Below are 15,384 nucleotides of genomic sequence, written 5' to 3'. Positions count from 1 at the left end.
GAGCCTGGACACATGCCACGCAGCCTGAAAAAAGGTCCTTTCGTCGACCAGCACCTCTTTGTGAAGGTAGCCAGGGAAAACGAAAAGGGCACCAAGAACGTCATCAAGACCTGGTCCCGCCGTTCGATGATCATCCCCGACATGCTCGGACACACGATCGCCGTACACGACGGACGCAAGCACATTCCGGTGTTTGTCACTGAGTCGATGGTCGGGCACAAGCTCGGCGAATTCGCTCCCACGCGGACATTCCGCGGCCATGTCAAGGACGACCGTAAGGGCAAGCGCCGCTAGGCGCCTGCACTTACGTCAAAGACGAGAGAAGGAAAGCAATGGAAGCCAAGGCAATTGCGCGCCACATCCGCGTAACGCCTATGAAGGCCCGGCGCGTCGTCAACCTTGTTCGTGGATTGCAAGCGAATGAGGCTCTGGCAATTCTGAAGTTTGCCCCCCAGGCAGCTTCGGAGCCGGTATTCAAGGTAGTACAGTCGGCAATCTCCAACGCCCGGGTCCTCGCGGACCGCGACGGCGTGGCGTTTGACGAAGGTGACCTCATCATCAGCGAAGCGTTTGTTGATGAAGGCCCGACCATGAAGCGGTTCCAGCCGCGTGCCCAGGGTCGTGCATTTCAGATCAAGAAGCGCACCAGCCACATCACCGTGGTAGTCGCTACCCCGGAGAAAGAGGAGGCTCGCTAAGTGGGACAGAAAGTAAACCCGCACGGGTTCCGACTCGGCATCACCACCGATCACGTATCGCACTGGTTCGCTGACAGCACCAAGGCCGGCCAGCGGTACAAGGACTTCGTTCGCGAAGACATCCGCATCCGCCAGCTCATGTCCACGGGCATGGAGCGCGCCGGTATCGCCAAGGTTGAGATCGAGCGCACCCGTGACCGCGTCCGCGTGGACATCCACACGGCCCGTCCCGGCATCGTCATCGGTCGCCGTGGAGCAGAAGCAGACCGCATCCGCGGCGAGCTCGAAAAGCTCACCGGCAAGCAGGTCCAGCTGAACATCCTCGAGGTCAAGAACCCCGAGATGGAAGCCCAGCTTGTTGCCCAGGGCGTTGCTGAGCAGCTGACTTCACGTGTGGCGTTCCGCCGCGCAATGAAGAAGGCCATGCAGTCTGCGCAGCGTGCAGGTGCCAAGGGCATCCGTATCGCCTGCTCCGGTCGACTGGGTGGCGCTGAAATGTCCCGCTCGGAGTTCTACCGCGAAGGCCGTGTGCCCCTGCACACCCTCCGCGCGAACATCGACTACGGCTTCTACGAAGCCAAGACCACCTTCGGCCGCATCGGCGTGAAGGTCTGGATCTACAAGGGTGACGTCACCGCCAAGGAACTGGCCCAGCAGGCCGCTTCCGCCCCGTCCCGTGGCCGCGGTGCCAGCGACCGTCCGGGCCGCCCGGGTGGCGCTGACCGTGGCGACCGCCGCCGTCGCAACGACCGCCCGGCCGCTGACGCAGCTCCTGCTGCCGAGGCTCCGGCAGCTGAGGCAGCTGCTGCCGCACCGGCACAGGCTGTAGAAGGAGGACAGGCTTAAATGCTTATCCCACGTCGAGTCAAGCACCGTAAGCAGCACCACCCGGGTCGTTCCGGCGCTGCTACGGGCGGCACCAAGGTCTCCTTCGGTGAGTACGGCATCCAGGCCCTGAGCCCGGCATACGTCACCAACCGTCAGATCGAGTCTGCCCGTATCGCGATGACCCGCCACATCAAGCGTGGCGGTAAGGTCTGGATCAACATCTACCCGGACCGTCCCCTGACCAAGAAGCCTGCCGAAACCCGCATGGGTTCCGGTAAGGGTTCACCGGAATGGTGGGTCGCAAACGTCAAGCCGGGCCGGGTTCTCTTCGAGATCTCCGGTGTCGAGGAATCGGTAGCCCGCGAGGCACTGCGCCTGGCAATCCACAAGCTCCCGTTGAAGGCACGCATTCTGCGTCGCGAAGGTGGTGAATAGAAATGGCAGTAGGATCCAAGGATCTGGCTCCCGCACAGCTGGACGGTTTCGACAACGAGCGTCTCGTTGAAGAACTCCGCAAGGCCAAGGAAGAGCTGTTCAACCTGCGTTTCCAGTCCGCCACCGGACAGCTGGAGAACCACGGTCGTCTGCGCGCGGTAAAGAAGGACATCGCCCGCATCTACACCGTTCTCCGTGAGCGCGAGCTGGGCATTCGTGCCGAGGTTGCCGCACCGGTTGTGGAAGCCAAGGAAGAGAAGAAGTCCAAGAAGGCCGCAACCAAGAAGGCCGAGCCGGCTGAAACGGTTGAGACCGAGGAGGATGCCAAGTGAGTGAAAAGGACGAGAACGTGACGGAAACTGCTACCGCAGCCACGGCTGAGCAGCGCGGTTACCGCAAGACGCGTCGCGGCTACGTGGTCTCTGACAAGATGGAAAAGACCATCGTTGTCCAGGTTGAAGACCGTGTGAAGCACGCCCTGTACGGCAAGGTCATCCGCCGTACCTCCAAGGTCAAGGCTCACGACGAGAACAACACCGCCGGCATCGGCGACCTCGTTGTTATCGCCGAGACCCGCCCGCTGTCCGCCACCAAGAACTGGCGGCTCGTGGAAATCCTCGAGAAGGCCAAGTAGCACCTGCTGCTTCGGTAACCGGAAACCCCTGCTCCCCTGGGAGCGGGGGTTTCCGCTTTAACGGCGTGCACGCGTGGTGACCGCACGACGGCGGCGCTGCGGCTTCGCGGGGGAGTGGCACGCAAGGTGCGCCGAAAGAATTCTGCGCATGGCGCCGTCGTGCCCCCCGACGCTCTCTCACTTAACGTCGGTTTTTGGCCGATGCTCTCTCACTTTCCTGAGGACAGTGAGAGAGCGATGACCGAAAAGGCGCATTAAGTGAGAGAGCGTCCGACGGCGGGGAGCGGCGCCGGGGGTGGGCCGTCAGGCTGCGGTGCGTAACGGCGTCGTCCGCCTTGCGGGGGAGCGCCGGCGGTGATATGGGGACTGGCCGGAACTGTGCTAAGATTTTGAGTTTGTATGGCGCCTTTCGTGCGCCGTCATCAACCTCGTAAACAAGCGTGCCACGGCATAGTGCCCCCTTGCGCCCAGGAGCAGTCCTGGACCGGATGGGAGCAACTGCTTCTGGCACGGGAGTTTAGGCCTGGTCTGGCAAAATCCAGGCAGGTCAAGAGACACCCCGATCAACCGTTCCGCAAGGCTCATTCCGTAGGAAGATTTTCGGTCTGAGAACCGGCGCGACGCAAGGAGTAAATAGTGATTCAGCAGGAGTCGCGACTCAAGGTCGCCGACAACACGGGTGCTAAGGAAATCCTTACCATTCGCGTTCTCGGTGGATCTGGCCGTCGCTACGCAGGCATCGGTGACGTCATTGTCGCCACCGTCAAGGATGCAATCCCGGGCGGCAACGTAAAGAAGGGCGATGTTGTCAAGGCAGTCATCGTCCGTACCAAGAAGGAACGCCGCCGTGCGGATGGTTCCTACATCAAGTTTGACGAGAACGCAGCTGTGATCCTGAAGGGCGACGGTGACCCCCGCGGTACCCGTATCTTCGGACCGGTTGGTCGTGAACTCCGTGACAAGAAGTTCATGAAGATCGTTTCTCTGGCTCCGGAGGTGCTCTAGTCCATGGCTTCTAAGATCAAGAAGGGTGACCTCGTTCAGGTCATCACTGGCGCCAAGGCTGAGCGCGGCGGCGACCGCGGCAAGCAGGGCAAGGTCCTGCGTGTTTTCACCGACACCAACCGCGTGTTGGTTGAAGGCGTTAACCGCGTAACCAAGCACACCAAGGTCGGTCAGTCGCAGCGCGGCACCAAGACCGGTGGCATCGAGGTTGTTGAAGCCCCGATCCACATCTCCAACGTGGCTCTGGTTGACCCGTCCACCAAGAAGCCCACCCGCGTCGGCTTCCGCACTGAGACCGTTGAGCGTAACGGCAAGCAGCGCGAAGTCCGCATCCGCGTGGCCAAGAGCTCAGGGAAGGACATCTAATGACTGAGACTCTCGAGACTCCGGCAACGAAGATCGTTCCTCGTCTGAAGACCAAGTACGCCGAATCCATCAAGAGCACGCTCATTGAGGAATTCAAGTACGAGAACGTCAACCAGGTTCCCCGCCTCGTGAAGGTCGTTGTGAACATGGGTGTTGGAGATGCCGCCAAGGACTCCAAGCTGATCGACGGCGCTGTCCGCGACCTCACCCAGATCACCGGCCAGAAGCCGCAGGTAACCAAGGCCCGCAAGTCGATCGCACAGTTCAAGCTGCGCGAAGGCATGCCCATCGGTGCGCACGCTACCCTGCGTGGCGACCGCATGTGGGAATTCCTGGATCGTCTTGTCACCCTGGCACTGCCCCGTATCCGCGACTTCCGCGGACTGAGCGGCAAGCAGTTCGATGGCAACGGCAACTACACCTTCGGTCTGACCGAGCAGGTTATGTTCCACGAAATCGACCAGGACAAGATCGACCGCGTCCGCGGTATGGACATCACGGTTGTTACCACTGCCAAGACCGATGACGAAGGCCGTGCGCTGCTCAAGGCGCTTGGTTTCCCGTTCAAGGCCGAAGACTAATCTAACTACGTAAAAGGTCCGGCGGCACGGCCCTGACTCCGGTCAGGGAAGCTGCGCCGCGGAAACCGTTACGAGGAAGGGCAAGAGCCCACCATGACAATGACAGATCCTGTCGCAGACATGCTTACACGTCTGCGCAATGCAAACTCGGCATACCACGACACCGTGACCATGCCGTACAGCAAGCTCAAGGCACGCGTCGCCGACATCCTCAAGGCCGAAGGTTTCATCGCCGGCTGGAAGGAAGAGGACGCTGAGGTTGGCAAGAAGCTGACCATCGAGCTCAAGTTCGGACCGAACCGCGAGCGTTCAATCGCTGGTGTTCGCCGTATCTCCAAGCCGGGCCTGCGTGTTTACGCAAAGTCCACCAACCTGCCGCACGTGCTCGGTGGCCTGGGTGTCGCAATCCTGTCCACCTCTTCCGGCCTCCTGACTGACAAGCAGGCCGGCAAGAAGGGCGTGGGCGGCGAAGTCCTCGCGTACGTCTGGTAACGGGAAAGGAAGAGAATAATGTCACGTATTGGACGTCTCCCCATCACCGTTCCTGCCGGCGTTGAGGTCAAGGTTGACGGCTCTGTCGTCAGCGTCAAGGGATCCAAAGGCGAGCTGAACCACACTGTGGCCAGCCCGATCGAGGTCACCCTGGATGCAGACACCCTGACTGTCGCCCGCCCGAACGACGAGCGCGCCTCCCGTTCACTCCACGGCCTGACCCGCACCCTGATCTCCAACATGATCGAGGGCGTCACCAAGGGCTACGAGAAGAAGCTTGAAATCGTCGGTACCGGTTACCGCGTTCAGGCCAAGGGATCTGACCTTGAGTTCGCTCTCGGTTTCAGCCACCCGGTCAATGTCTCCGCACCGGAGGGCATCACCTTTGCAGTTGAGACCCCGACCAAGCTCTCTGTTTCAGGTATCAACAAGCAGCAGGTCGGCGAGGTTGCTGCCAACATTCGCAAGCTGCGGAAGCCGGACCCCTACAAGGGCAAGGGCATCCGTTACGCCGGCGAAGTCATCCGCCGCAAGGTCGGAAAGGCTGGTAAGTAACCATGGCCATCTCAATTAACAAGAAGCGTACGAACAAGAGCAAGTCTGCTTCGCGCAGCCGCCGCCAGCTTCGTATCCGTAAGCGCATCTCCGGTACGGCTGTACGTCCGCGTCTGGTCGTCAACCGTTCCGCACGCCACGTATTCGTCCAGGTTGTCGATGACACCAAGGGCCAGACCGTAGCGAGCGCCTCCACTCTGGAAGCCGACCTTCGTGCATTCGACGGCGACAAGACTGCCAAGGCCAAGCGCGTTGGCGAACTCGTCGCAGAGCGTGCCAAGGCTGCCGGTATCGAAGCTGTTGTCTTCGACCGCGGTGGTAACAAGTACCACGGCCGGATCGCCGCCGTCGCTGACGGTGCACGTGAAGGTGGGCTGTCACTGTGACGGAAGCAAACAAGGAAAAGGACACTGTGTCTGCAGATCAGAAGGCTACTGAAGCCGTAGCTGCCACTGAGACCACTGCCCCCGCAGCTGCCGATGACCGCCGTGGTGGCGCTCGTCGCGGCGAGCGTGGCGACCGTGGCCAGGGCCGCGGCGACCGTGGTGGCCGTGGCGGCCGCGATGGCGGCCGTGAAGCCGAGAAGAGCCAGTTCGTAGAGCGCGTCGTCACCATCAACCGCGTTTCCAAGGTGGTCAAGGGTGGTCGTCGCTTCAGCTTCACCGCCCTGGTCGTCGTCGGTGACGGCAACGGTATGGTCGGCGTTGGCTACGGCAAGGCTAAGGAAGTTCCTGCCGCAATCGCAAAGGGCGTAGAAGAAGCTAAGAAGTCCTTCTTCCGCGTTCCCCGCGTTGGCAGCACCATCCCGCACCGCGTTCAGGGTGAGGCTGCCGCAGGCGTCGTAATGCTGCGACCGGCCTCCGCCGGTACCGGTGTTATCGCCGGTGGCCCGGTCCGTGCAGTACTGGAGTGCGTGGGCATCCACGACATCCTCTCCAAGTCGCTCGGTTCCTCCAACGCCATCAACATCGTTCACGCGACTGTTGACGCCCTGAAGCGCCTCGAAGAGCCGGCAGCAGTGGCAGCACGCCGCGGCCTGCCCCTCGACGAGATCGCTCCGCCGGCACTGGTGAAGGCCCTTCTGAACATGAAGGCAGGTGCCTAGTCATGGCTAAGAACCTGATTCCCTCCGACGCGCAGTTGGAGATCACTCAGATCAAGTCCGCCATTGGCGGCAAGCAGAACCAGCGCGACACCCTGCGGTCCCTCGGCCTGAAGCGGATCGGACAGACTGTTGTCCGCACCGCCGATGCCGTGACCGTTGGAATGCTCAACACGGTTCCGCACCTGGTAAAGGTAGAGGAGGCGAAGTAAATGGCAGAGAACACTGCTGATAAGGCACAGGCTGCTGAGAAGCAGAACGCCCTGAAGGTTCACCACCTGCGTCCCGCCCCGGGTGCCAAGACCGCCAAGACCCGTGTTGGTCGTGGTGAAGCATCCAAGGGTAAGACCGCTGGCCGTGGCACGAAGGGTACTGCAGCCCGCTACCAGATCAAGGCTGGCTTTGCCGGCGGCCAGTTGCCGCTGCACATGCGCCTGCCCAAGCTGCGCGGCTTCAAGAACCCGTTCCGGGTCGAGTACCAGGTTGTAAACCTGGACAAGCTCAACGAGCTGTTCCCCGAAGGTGGCGCAGTCACCGTGGAGAACCTGGTCGAAAAGGGTGCCGTTCGCAAGAACCAGCCCGTCAAGGTGCTGGGCACCGGCGACATCACCGTCAAGGTTGACGTCACCGCCCACGCATTCTCGGCCAGCGCCGCTGAAAAGATTGCCGCAGCAGGCGGAAGCACCACCGCTCTCTAGAGCCGGTGGGTGCCAAGCCCGTTGTTGAACTCCCGGTCCCGGGGCTACGGCCCCGGGACCGGGAGTTTTTTCCATCCGCCCGGCGTTTTTTCGCCGCCATCCGGCGCAGCGCCGCTTCCGCGGATTGTTCGCAGGGCGCATACACCCGTTAGACTCGGTTGTTGGGATTCATCGATCCCCATCACACCACTCTTATAGACACCACAGGAGGACGCTTGCTTAGCGCATTTGGCCGGGCCTTTCGCACGCCTGATCTGCGACGCAAGTTGTTGTTCACGCTGGGAATCATCACCATCTTCCGCTTGGGTGCCTTCATTCCCTCGCCTGGTGTGAACTACCAGAACGTGCAGCAATGCTTGCAGGGCGGTCAGACGGCAGGCGGGCTGTACCAGCTCGTGAACCTGTTCAGCGGCGGAGCCCTGCTGCAGGTGTCCATCTTCGCCCTGGGTATCATGCCGTACATCACGGCAAGCATCATCGTCCAGTTGCTCCGGGTGGTCATTCCCCGGTTCCAGGAACTGTACGAGGAAGGCGCGTCCGGCCAGTCGAAACTGACCCAGTACACGCGCTACCTCACCATCGCACTGGGCCTGCTCAACGCCACCACCCTGGTGTCGCTGGCGCGTTCCGGCCAGCTGCTGCCCGGATGCAACCTGCAGATCATTCCCGACAGCAGCGTGATCACCACCATCCTGATCATCATCACCCTGACGGCCGGCACCGGCCTGATCATGTGGATGGGCGAACTCGTGACCGAGAAGGGCGTGGGCAACGGCATGTCGCTGCTGATCTTTACGTCCATTGCTGCCACCTTCCCCACCTCCCTGGGCGCCATCTGGACCTCGCAGGGTCCCGGCACCTTCTTTATCGTCCTTGCCGTGGGCCTGCTCACCGTGGCCCTGGTGGTCTTCGTTGAGCAATCGCAGCGCCGCGTTCCTGTTCAGTACGCGAAGCGGATGATCGGCCGCCGGACCGTGGGCGGCACCAGCACCTACATCCCCATCAAGGTCAACATGGCCGGTGTCATCCCGGTGATCTTCGCGTCCTCCATGCTGTACCTGCCGGGCCTGGTTGCGCAGTTCAACCAGCCCAAGCAGGGCGAGCAGCTCCAGCCGTGGGTTGAATGGATCAACAACAACCTGACACGCGGGGACCACCCGATCTACATGGTGCTGTACTTCGCCATGATCGTGTTCTTTACCTACTTCTATGTCGCGATCACCTTCAACCCTGAAGAGGTCTCGGACAACATGAAGAAGTACGGCGGCTTTATCCCGGGTATCCGCGCGGGTAAGCCGACCGCTGACTATCTGCAGTACGTGCTCTCCAGGATCACCCTGCCAGGAGCCATGTACCTGGGCTTCGTGGCGCTGATTCCGCTGGTTGCACTGGTACTGATCAACGCGAACCAGAACTTCCCGTTCGGTGGCACCTCGATCCTGATCATGGTGGGCGTGGGTCTGGAGACCGTCAAGCAGATTGACGCACAGCTACAACAACGTCACTACGAAGGGCTTTTGCGATGACGAGAATGCTGATTATTGGGCCTCCGGGCTCCGGAAAAGGAACGCAGGCGGAACGGATTTCAGAACGCCTCGGCGTTGTGGCCATCTCCACCGGCGACATCTTCCGTGCAAACGTGAAGGGCGAAACGCCGCTTGGCATCGAGGCCAAGAAGTACATGGACAACGGCGACTTCGTTCCGGACAGCGTGACCAACAAGATGGTGCGGGACCGGCTCAGCGAGTCCGACGTCGAAAACGGCTTCCTGCTGGACGGCTACCCCCGCACCACCGCCCAGGTGGACTACCTGGACGAGATCCTCGCCAAGGGTGAGGAAAAGCTCGACGTCGTCCTGCAGCTGACTGCCGACGATGAGGAACTGGTGCACCGGCTGCTCGGCCGGGCCAAGGAAACGGGCCGGAGCGACGACAACGAAGCCGTCATCCGCCACCGCCTTGACCTGTACCACGAGCAGACCGAAGCCGTGGTGGCCAAGTACGCCGAGCGCGGCATCCTCACCCAGGTGGACGGCATCGGCCCCATCGACGAGGTCACCGACCGCGTGATGCAGGCCATCAAGGCAGCGCAGGCAGCCTGATCCAGGCGGCAGTTATCCGAGGCTCCTCCCGTCATCCGGGAGGAGCCTCAGCCATTTGAAAGAAGGAACACCATGGCCTTTGGCCAGCCCCGCATCGAATACAAGACCAATGCCCAGATGCGCATCATGCACGAGGCAGGCCTGGTCCTGAGCCGCGCGCTTGACGCTGCCGTTGCCGCGGCCGTGCCCGGAGTGACCACCAAGCACCTGGACGACGTCTTCGCCGCCGTGCTGAACGAGGCCGGCGCAAAGTCGAACTTCCTCGGCTACCACGGCTTTCCGGCCACCATCTGCACCTCAGTCAACGAGGAAGTGGTGCACGGCATCCCCGGCAGCCGCGTGCTCAAGGACGGGGACATCATCTCGATCGACGGCGGCGCAATCGTGAACGGCTGGCACTCCGACTCCGCCAGGACCGTCATCGTGGGCACCGCCGATCCGGAGGACCAGCGCCTGTCTGACGTGACCAATGCAGCCATGTGGCGCGGAATCGCGGCACTGGCCACCGGCAAGCATGTGGGTGACATCGGGGCCGCCATCGACGACTACGTTTCCGCAGTCCCCGGCAAGCCGTTGGGGATCCTCGAAGATTACGTAGGCCACGGCATCGGCTCGGAAATGCACATGGCCCCGGATGTGCTGAACTACCGCACCAGCCACCGTGGACCCAAGATCCGGCCCGGCCTCTGCCTCGCGATCGAGCCCATGCTGGTGCGCGGCGGCATCGACACCGCTGTCCTTGAGGACGACTGGACCGTGGTGACCACGGACGGCCAGCGCTCCTGCCAGTGGGAGCACTCAGTGGCTGTCCATGAGAAGGGCATCTGGGTGCTGTCAGCGCCCGACGGCGGCGCGGAGCACCTGGTGCCCCTCGGGGTCACCCCGGTGCCGGTCCCGTAGCCCCGCGGCCTTCCTGCCCAGGCAGAAGCGCCGGCTGCCGTTGTGATTCCACAACGTCAGCCGGCGCTTCGTCCTTAAGGAGAAACTCAACCGAGCTTCGGCTTGACGTCCTTTTCGTAGATGCCCTCCAGCGTCTTCTTCAGGCTGGTCATGGTGGACTTGACGTCCGCCTGCTGGGTAAGGATCGCTGCGGCCGCCTTGGCCAGTTCCTGGTCAGCACCCGGGAGGAACACGCGGGCATTGTCCTGGACCCGCGTAACAGCCAGCTGGTCCACGGCAGTCTGGATCTGCGGCGTCCGGGCCAGGACCGCCTTCATGTCCGCCGACTCGCGGGTGGGCATGTAGCCGGTGGCAGCCGAGAAGGCTGCGCTGTTTTCCGGCTCGGTCATGAACTTGATGAACGTGCCGGCTGCCAGCTGCTCTTCCTTGGTGATGCCGCTGGGGATGCCCAGCCCTGCGCCGCCGGTGGGGCAGACGTTGGTCTCGGCCTTCGGTCCGCCGGGAAGGAAGCCCACACCCACATTGAACGGCGCGGACTTCAGCACGCCAAGGAGGGATCCGGTGGAGGAGATCGTGGACGAGGTCAGCCCGGCGGAGAAGTCGTCCGCAGCTTCCTTGGAGGAGACGCCGGCCCATCCGTTCTTGTAGATGGAGTCCTGGGCCCACTGCAGCGCTTCGATGGATTCAGGCGAATCGCAGGTGATCTCCCATTCCTTGGACCAGGAGCCACCCCAGCCCCAGAGGTTGTTTTGCAGGGTCCACCCCGCGTAGCCCGCCAGCGCAGGATAGATGTAGGCGTACTGCGCGCCTGAGCTGGCCTTCAGCTTGGGCGCCCACTCGCCGAACTCCTGCCAGGTTTTGGGTGCCCGGTCCGGCAGCCCGGCCGCCTTGAAGTGGTCCTTGTTGTAATAGAACAGGGGAGTTGAACGCCCGTAGGGGAGCGCCCATTGCTTGTCGTTGTACTTGTAGTCGTCCACGAGTGACTTCCGGAAATCGTCCAGCTTGATGTCCAGCTGCTTGACGAGGGCGTCCACCGGGATGATGCTGCCGTTGGTGAAGTAGCGGAACCACCAGACATCGGAGAGGACCACGACGCCCGGGAGGCCGGATTTTGCCGCCTGCGAGGTCTGGAACTTCTGCGCGATTTCCTCGTAGTTCGCGCCGGCTGTGACCAGGTTGACCCGGATGTCCGGGAACTTGGCGTGGAACTTCTCAATAATGGCCTTTTCGACGTCCTGCGACTTACCGGGGTGGTTGGACCAGAAGTCGATTTTCGCGGCCGGTTTCACTCCACTGAAGTCGAGTTCCGCGGCTTCGCTGGCCTTGGGCGTGCCGCTCGTGGACGGGCCGCCGCAGGCTGCCAGGGCAGCGGCCGACGCCGTGACCCCGGCGAGTCCCAGGAAGTGCCTCCGATCGAGGTGCTGTGTCATGTGCAGGTCCTTTCATTGGGTGCCGCATTGAGGAGTGGGGTGCTTCTTCTGTGACGAACGACGGCGGCACGGGCTTACCCGGTGACGCTGCCCTGGGTGAGCCCGGCGACGATGTAACGCTGGAGGGTTGCGAAAACGATAAGGATGGGGACGATGACCAGGACGGCGCCGGCCATGAGGATGCCCCATCCGGAGGCGTTGCCCTCGGAGTTCTGGAGCAGTGTCAGGCCCACCGGCAGGGTCATGGTGTCGGGACGGTCCGTGATGATCAGCGGCCAGATGTACTCGTTCCACTCGCTGACAATGGTCACGAGTGCCACCGTGGCGATGGAGGGAACGGAGACCGGCACCACGATCCGCCAGAGGCGGCGCCAGTGGCCGGCGCCATCGATTTCCGCCGACTCAAGGATGGAGGCGGGCAGTGTGAGGAAGTGCTGGCGCAGGAGGAAGGTTCCGAAGGCGGTTCCGAGGCCCGGGAGGATGATGCCCCACAGGGTGTTCTTTCCGCCCATTCCCGAGATCAGGATGTAGTTGGGCAGGATGGACACCTGGGGCGGCACCATAAGGGCCACCAGGATCAGGACGAAAATCGCGTTCTTGAACGGGAAGCGCACGAAGACCAGGGCGTAGGCCGTCAGGATGGCAAGGATGACTTTCACGCTGGCGCCCGTCACCGTGACGATGGTGCTGTTCAGGAAGAACTGGCCGAAGGGCACAGTGGTCATCGCGATCTGGTAGTTCTGCAGATTGAGGCTTTCCGGCAGGATCTTCAGGTCCATGGTGATGATCTCACCAGGCTGCTTGAATGAGCTGAGCACCATCCAGAGCAGCGGCAGGAAGACCACCAGGGTTGCCAGGACCAGCGGGACGTAGCCGCCGAGGACGGCTTGCGCCAGGTTGCGCCGCGAGAAGGGCCGATCGCGGGGAAGAAGTGGTTCGGCTTCCTGCGTTGCCGGGACGGTGGGGTCCGGGTTGACCGGTGACAGGGAGCTCACGAGTAGTGCACCTTCCGCTCCACGAAACGCAGTTGGAACACGGTGATCACCAGGAGGATCGCGAACAGGACCACCGAGATGGCCGCCGAATAGCCTGCGCGGTTGAAGGCACCAAACGCCTGGAGGTACGCCTCGTAGATCAGGGTGCTGGTACCGGTTCCCAACGGGGTCATGATGCGGATCAGGTCGAAGGCCTGCAGCGAGGACAGCATGGTGGTGATCAGCAGGAAGAACGTGGTGGGGGACAGGAGCGGCAACGACATGCTGATGAACCGCCGGAACCCGTTCGCGCCATCCAGGGACGCCGCCTCCATGACATCCTGTGGCAGGGACTGCAGCCCGGCCAGGTAGACCACCGCGCAGTACCCCAGGTTCTTCCAGACGTAGACGAGGATGACCATGACCAGGGAAAGCTGCGGGTCATTGATCCACTGCGGGCTCTGCTGGCCGATGCCACGGAGCAGCCAGGCCAGGACGCCGTAGCCGGGATCGAAAATGAAGAGCCACACCAGGCCCACGCCCACGCCGGACAGGACGTAGGGAGCGAATACCGCTGAACGGGCGAAGGTGGTTCCCGGGACTTTCGCATTCAGCGCCAGGGCGATGAGCAGCCCCAGGATCATGGATCCGCCCACCGTGACTGCAGTGAAGATCGCCGTGGTGCCCAGTACCTTGGAGGCGTCGTCGCTGGTGAAGAAGGTGACGTAGTTATTGATGCCCACCACCGTGGCTGAGGGCGACCCCAGGGTCCAGTCCAGCGTGGAGTAGTAGATGTTGCTGACCAACGGCCTGTATGTGAAGACGGCGATCAGCACCAGGTTGGGCAAAGCGAGGGCAAGGAACACGAAGAAGTCACGCCGGGTTCGCTGCGTCCAGCGCCGGCGTCCAGGGGCGGCGGCGGGTCCGGGCTTCGTGGGATCGGTGGACGGATGGGGTGCGAGTTGACGGGTCATGCGGTCTCTCACGGGATTCGTGCCTGCTCGTGGCCGGCCGTGGTCGGGGGAGTCTAGCCATTACTTCACCACAAAGTCAGTAGGCGGAAAGCTACGAATGCCCTCGTGAGGGGGACTGTTATACGAGGCTTCATTGCCTGTTAACGCTGTGCTGCCTGCAGTCTTGCACAAACTTTGTTTGAAAGTCAGGGACCCGCCGTATTCATCAGTTTGCTGGTCAAAAGGGCAGAATGGATGCCATGGGAGCGATCACCGATGTCCCCGGGATCCGGGTTGGCCACGCGCAAAAGTCCGACGACGGCTGGCTGACCGGGGTGACGGTGGTCCTCCCGCCGCCGGGCACGGTGGGTTCGGTGGATGTCCAGGGAGGCGGACCGGCCACCCATGAGACGGACGCCCTGGACCCCACCACCCTGGTCAGCGCCGTCGACGCCGTGGTCCTCACCGGCGGCAGCGCGTACGGCCTAGCCTCCGCCGCCGGCGCCCAGCGCTGGTGCGAGGAGAACGGCCGCGGGTTCCCGGTGCCCGGGGGAGTAGTCCCTATCGTGCCGGCCGCCGCGATCTTCGACCTGGGCAGGGGCGGGGACTTCTCCGCACGTCCGACGGCGGACATGGGCTACGCGGCAACAGCCGCCGCTGCGTCGCAAACGGAAGGGCACGACGTCGGGCGCGGCAACGTGGGTGCCGGCACCGGGGCCCTCATCGGCAGGGGACAGTTCAAAGGCGGCGCAGGCACGGCCTCCATCACGCTGGACAACGGCATAGTTGTCGGCGCCCTTGCCATCGTCAATGCGTTGGGACTCCCCTTTGGGTTCGAAAAGCCCAATCGCCATGATGCAGACGCCCCGCTGAACACCACCCTCGTTGTTGTCGCCACCAATGCGGTGCTCGATGTTGCCGAGTGCAAGCGAACTGCTTCGGCGGCGCACGCCGGGATAGCAAGGGCCCTGAATCCAAGCCACACCCTGGCTGACGGGGACACTGTATTTTGCCTGGCCACCCAGGCTGCGGCACTCGATCGTTCGGACGAAGCTGCCCGGCGGCTCAGCCTCATCACCCTGCAGAGTGCGGCAGCCGACGTCGTACGTTTGGCCATCCTCGACGGCGTAGCCAGTGCCCGGGCCGTGAGCACTCCGGCGGGGGAATATGGTGCGTACGGCGGCGGGATGCGCTAGCATGGCTGGATTTAACTTTCGCTGCAAAGTGGCGTAGTGTTGTTTGTTGGTTGTCTGGACTGCCACGCCCTTTTGGGTCTGGAGCCGGCAATCGATCCAACCAAAACGTTCGTGGCCATGCCCGGTGCAATCCGGCAGGGCTGCGGCAACAACAGTTAGCGGAGGGTATGGCCAAGAAGGACGGGGTCATTGAGATCGAAGGCGTTGTGACCGAGGCGCTGCCTAACGCGATGTTTCGCGTTGAGCTCACCAACAAGCACATCGTTCTGGCACACATCTCTGGAAAGATGCGTCAGCACTACATCCGAATCCTCCCAGAGGACCGCGTAGTGGTGGAGCTGAGCCCGTACGACCTCACCCGTGGTCGTATCGTCTACCGCTACAAGTAAATTGCTGGGCGGCTTCAGCGCGAGCTGAGCGCCGCTCCAGTTGACCA

The 15,384-nt window shown here is 62.5% G+C and carries 23 protein-coding genes; 20 read left to right on the top strand and 3 right to left on the bottom strand.

Going from position 1 to position 15,384, the window contains the following annotated elements; genetic code table 11:
• The first annotated feature begins 12 nt into the window (after nt 1-12).
• The 18 genes from rpsS to map all read left to right on the top strand — a co-directional run bounded on the left by rpsS (nt 13) and on the right by map (nt 10,395).
• A complete protein-coding gene (gene rpsS, locus U7114_RS05065) occupies nt 13-294 on the top strand; it encodes a 30S ribosomal protein S19 (RefSeq protein WP_003803803.1) in 282 nt (93 codons plus the stop codon).
• 38 nt (nt 295-332) lie between these two features.
• The gene (rplV, locus tag U7114_RS05060) at nt 333-698 is read left to right on the top strand and encodes a 50S ribosomal protein L22 (protein ID WP_009358304.1); all 366 of its coding nucleotides are present in this window, start codon (nt 333-335) and stop codon (nt 696-698) included.
• Entirely contained in the window at nt 699-1,544 is an 846-nt protein-coding gene (rpsC, locus tag U7114_RS05055; RefSeq protein WP_321214079.1) for a 30S ribosomal protein S3, read from the top strand.
• Nucleotides 1,545-1,961, top strand: a complete 417-nt coding sequence (gene rplP / locus U7114_RS05050) for a 50S ribosomal protein L16 (RefSeq protein WP_013601829.1) — start codon at nt 1,545-1,547, stop codon at nt 1,959-1,961.
• Between the two features lie 2 nt (nt 1,962-1,963).
• Nucleotides 1,964-2,293 (top strand): 50S ribosomal protein L29, encoded by a 330-nt coding sequence (rpmC, locus tag U7114_RS05045; protein ID WP_013601828.1) that lies wholly within the window; start codon nt 1,964-1,966, stop codon nt 2,291-2,293.
• The gene (gene rpsQ, locus U7114_RS05040) at nt 2,290-2,595 is read left to right on the top strand and encodes a 30S ribosomal protein S17 (RefSeq protein WP_013601827.1); all 306 of its coding nucleotides are present in this window, start codon (nt 2,290-2,292) and stop codon (nt 2,593-2,595) included. The genes rpmC and rpsQ overlap by 4 nt, the downstream gene beginning before the upstream one ends.
• Before the next feature lie 636 nt (nt 2,596-3,231).
• Entirely contained in the window at nt 3,232-3,600 is a 369-nt protein-coding gene (gene rplN, locus U7114_RS05035; RefSeq protein WP_009358299.1) for a 50S ribosomal protein L14, read from the top strand.
• 3 nt (nt 3,601-3,603) lie between these two features.
• Nucleotides 3,604-3,966, top strand: a complete 363-nt coding sequence (gene rplX / locus U7114_RS05030) for a 50S ribosomal protein L24 (protein ID WP_102975106.1) — start codon at nt 3,604-3,606, stop codon at nt 3,964-3,966.
• A complete protein-coding gene (gene rplE / locus U7114_RS05025) occupies nt 3,966-4,547 on the top strand; it encodes a 50S ribosomal protein L5 (protein WP_066277862.1) in 582 nt (193 codons plus the stop codon). Before rplX ends, rplE begins: the two co-directional genes overlap by 1 nt.
• A gap of 93 nt (nt 4,548-4,640) precedes the next feature.
• A complete protein-coding gene (gene rpsH / locus U7114_RS05020) occupies nt 4,641-5,039 on the top strand; it encodes a 30S ribosomal protein S8 (RefSeq protein WP_041652213.1) in 399 nt (132 codons plus the stop codon).
• An 18-nt stretch (nt 5,040-5,057) separates the two neighbouring features.
• Nucleotides 5,058-5,594 (top strand): 50S ribosomal protein L6, encoded by a 537-nt coding sequence (rplF, locus tag U7114_RS05015; RefSeq protein ID WP_050054319.1) that lies wholly within the window; start codon nt 5,058-5,060, stop codon nt 5,592-5,594.
• A gap of 2 nt (nt 5,595-5,596) precedes the next feature.
• Nucleotides 5,597-5,980 carry a 50S ribosomal protein L18 gene (rplR, locus tag U7114_RS05010; RefSeq protein ID WP_157241605.1) on the top strand — a complete coding sequence of 128 codons (384 nt, stop codon included), beginning with the start codon at nt 5,597-5,599 and terminating at the stop codon, nt 5,978-5,980.
• Nucleotides 5,977-6,699 (top strand): 30S ribosomal protein S5, encoded by a 723-nt coding sequence (rpsE, locus tag U7114_RS05005; protein WP_321214078.1) that lies wholly within the window; start codon nt 5,977-5,979, stop codon nt 6,697-6,699. Before rplR ends, rpsE begins: the two co-directional genes overlap by 4 nt.
• Nucleotides 6,700-6,701: 2 nt before the next feature.
• Complete coding sequence (rpmD, locus tag U7114_RS05000; RefSeq protein WP_078027228.1) at nt 6,702-6,908, top strand: 50S ribosomal protein L30; 207 nt, start codon at nt 6,702-6,704, stop codon at nt 6,906-6,908.
• The gene (gene rplO, locus U7114_RS04995; protein ID WP_157241606.1) at nt 6,909-7,394 is read left to right on the top strand and encodes a 50S ribosomal protein L15; all 486 of its coding nucleotides are present in this window, start codon (nt 6,909-6,911) and stop codon (nt 7,392-7,394) included.
• A gap of 215 nt (nt 7,395-7,609) precedes the next feature.
• Complete coding sequence (gene secY, locus U7114_RS04990; RefSeq protein ID WP_321214077.1) at nt 7,610-8,920, top strand: preprotein translocase subunit SecY; 1,311 nt, start codon at nt 7,610-7,612, stop codon at nt 8,918-8,920.
• A 5-nt stretch (nt 8,921-8,925) separates the two neighbouring features.
• On the top strand, nt 8,926-9,495 hold the full coding sequence (locus U7114_RS04985; protein ID WP_197432583.1) for an adenylate kinase: 570 nt from the start codon (nt 8,926-8,928) through the stop codon (nt 9,493-9,495).
• A gap of 72 nt (nt 9,496-9,567) precedes the next feature.
• Entirely contained in the window at nt 9,568-10,395 is an 828-nt protein-coding gene (gene map / locus U7114_RS04980; protein WP_157241608.1) for a type I methionyl aminopeptidase, read from the top strand.
• Between the two features lie 86 nt (nt 10,396-10,481).
• On the opposite strand, the gene U7114_RS04975 is transcribed toward map, so the two are convergent.
• The 3 genes from U7114_RS04975 to U7114_RS04965 all read right to left on the bottom strand — a co-directional run bounded on the left by U7114_RS04975 (nt 10,482) and on the right by U7114_RS04965 (nt 13,773).
• Nucleotides 10,482-11,825: an ABC transporter substrate-binding protein gene (locus U7114_RS04975; protein ID WP_321214076.1), complete on the bottom strand. Its 1,344-nt coding sequence runs from the start codon at nt 11,823-11,825 to the stop codon at nt 10,482-10,484.
• Nucleotides 11,826-11,899: 74 nt separating this feature from the next.
• Nucleotides 11,900-12,820 (bottom strand): carbohydrate ABC transporter permease, encoded by a 921-nt coding sequence (locus tag U7114_RS04970; RefSeq protein WP_323056677.1) that lies wholly within the window; start codon nt 12,818-12,820, stop codon nt 11,900-11,902.
• Complete coding sequence (locus tag U7114_RS04965; RefSeq protein ID WP_197432481.1) at nt 12,817-13,773, bottom strand: carbohydrate ABC transporter permease; 957 nt, start codon at nt 13,771-13,773, stop codon at nt 12,817-12,819. Before U7114_RS04965 ends, U7114_RS04970 begins: the two co-directional genes overlap by 4 nt.
• A gap of 239 nt (nt 13,774-14,012) precedes the next feature.
• Between U7114_RS04965 and U7114_RS04960 the strand changes: the two genes are divergently transcribed.
• A complete protein-coding gene (locus U7114_RS04960; RefSeq protein WP_323056676.1) occupies nt 14,013-14,948 on the top strand; it encodes a P1 family peptidase in 936 nt (311 codons plus the stop codon).
• Nucleotides 14,949-15,115: 167 nt separating this feature from the next.
• A complete protein-coding gene (gene infA, locus U7114_RS04955; RefSeq protein ID WP_009358723.1) occupies nt 15,116-15,337 on the top strand; it encodes a translation initiation factor IF-1 in 222 nt (73 codons plus the stop codon).
• The last annotated feature ends 47 nt before the right edge of the window (nt 15,338-15,384 follow it).

The organism is Pseudarthrobacter sp. C1 (genome assembly GCF_034720455.1).
In the GTDB taxonomy this organism is placed as follows: domain Bacteria; phylum Actinomycetota; class Actinomycetes; order Actinomycetales; family Micrococcaceae; genus Arthrobacter.
This window is presented reverse-complemented; position numbering and strand designations above follow the sequence as displayed.

Excerpts from the sequence above, each read along its gene's own strand:
- infA (WP_009358723.1), top strand. The coding sequence starts at position 15,116 with ATGGCCAAGAAGGACGGGGTCATTGAGATCGAAGGCGTTGTGACCGAG.
- rpsS (WP_003803803.1), top strand. The coding sequence starts at position 13 with ATGCCACGCAGCCTGAAAAAAGGTCCTTTCGTCGACCAGCACCTCTTT.
- rpmD (WP_078027228.1), top strand. The coding sequence starts at position 6,702 with ATGGCTAAGAACCTGATTCCCTCCGACGCGCAGTTGGAGATCACTCAG.
- rplX (WP_102975106.1), top strand. The coding sequence starts at position 3,604 with ATGGCTTCTAAGATCAAGAAGGGTGACCTCGTTCAGGTCATCACTGGC.
- rplO (WP_157241606.1), top strand. The coding sequence starts at position 6,909 with ATGGCAGAGAACACTGCTGATAAGGCACAGGCTGCTGAGAAGCAGAAC.
- rplF (WP_050054319.1), top strand. The coding sequence starts at position 5,058 with ATGTCACGTATTGGACGTCTCCCCATCACCGTTCCTGCCGGCGTTGAG.
- U7114_RS04975 (WP_321214076.1), bottom strand. The coding sequence starts at position 11,825 with ATGACACAGCACCTCGATCGGAGGCACTTCCTGGGACTCGCCGGGGTC.
- rplP (WP_013601829.1), top strand. The coding sequence starts at position 1,545 with ATGCTTATCCCACGTCGAGTCAAGCACCGTAAGCAGCACCACCCGGGT.
- rpmC (WP_013601828.1), top strand. The coding sequence starts at position 1,964 with ATGGCAGTAGGATCCAAGGATCTGGCTCCCGCACAGCTGGACGGTTTC.
- rplE (WP_066277862.1), top strand. The coding sequence starts at position 3,966 with ATGACTGAGACTCTCGAGACTCCGGCAACGAAGATCGTTCCTCGTCTG.
- rplR (WP_157241605.1), top strand. The coding sequence starts at position 5,597 with ATGGCCATCTCAATTAACAAGAAGCGTACGAACAAGAGCAAGTCTGCT.
- rplV (WP_009358304.1), top strand. The coding sequence starts at position 333 with ATGGAAGCCAAGGCAATTGCGCGCCACATCCGCGTAACGCCTATGAAG.
- U7114_RS04960 (WP_323056676.1), top strand. The coding sequence starts at position 14,013 with ATGGGAGCGATCACCGATGTCCCCGGGATCCGGGTTGGCCACGCGCAA.
- rpsH (WP_041652213.1), top strand. The coding sequence starts at position 4,641 with ATGACAATGACAGATCCTGTCGCAGACATGCTTACACGTCTGCGCAAT.
- U7114_RS04965 (WP_197432481.1), bottom strand. The coding sequence starts at position 13,773 with ATGACCCGTCAACTCGCACCCCATCCGTCCACCGATCCCACGAAGCCC.
- U7114_RS04985 (WP_197432583.1), top strand. The coding sequence starts at position 8,926 with ATGCTGATTATTGGGCCTCCGGGCTCCGGAAAAGGAACGCAGGCGGAA.
- map (WP_157241608.1), top strand. The coding sequence starts at position 9,568 with ATGGCCTTTGGCCAGCCCCGCATCGAATACAAGACCAATGCCCAGATG.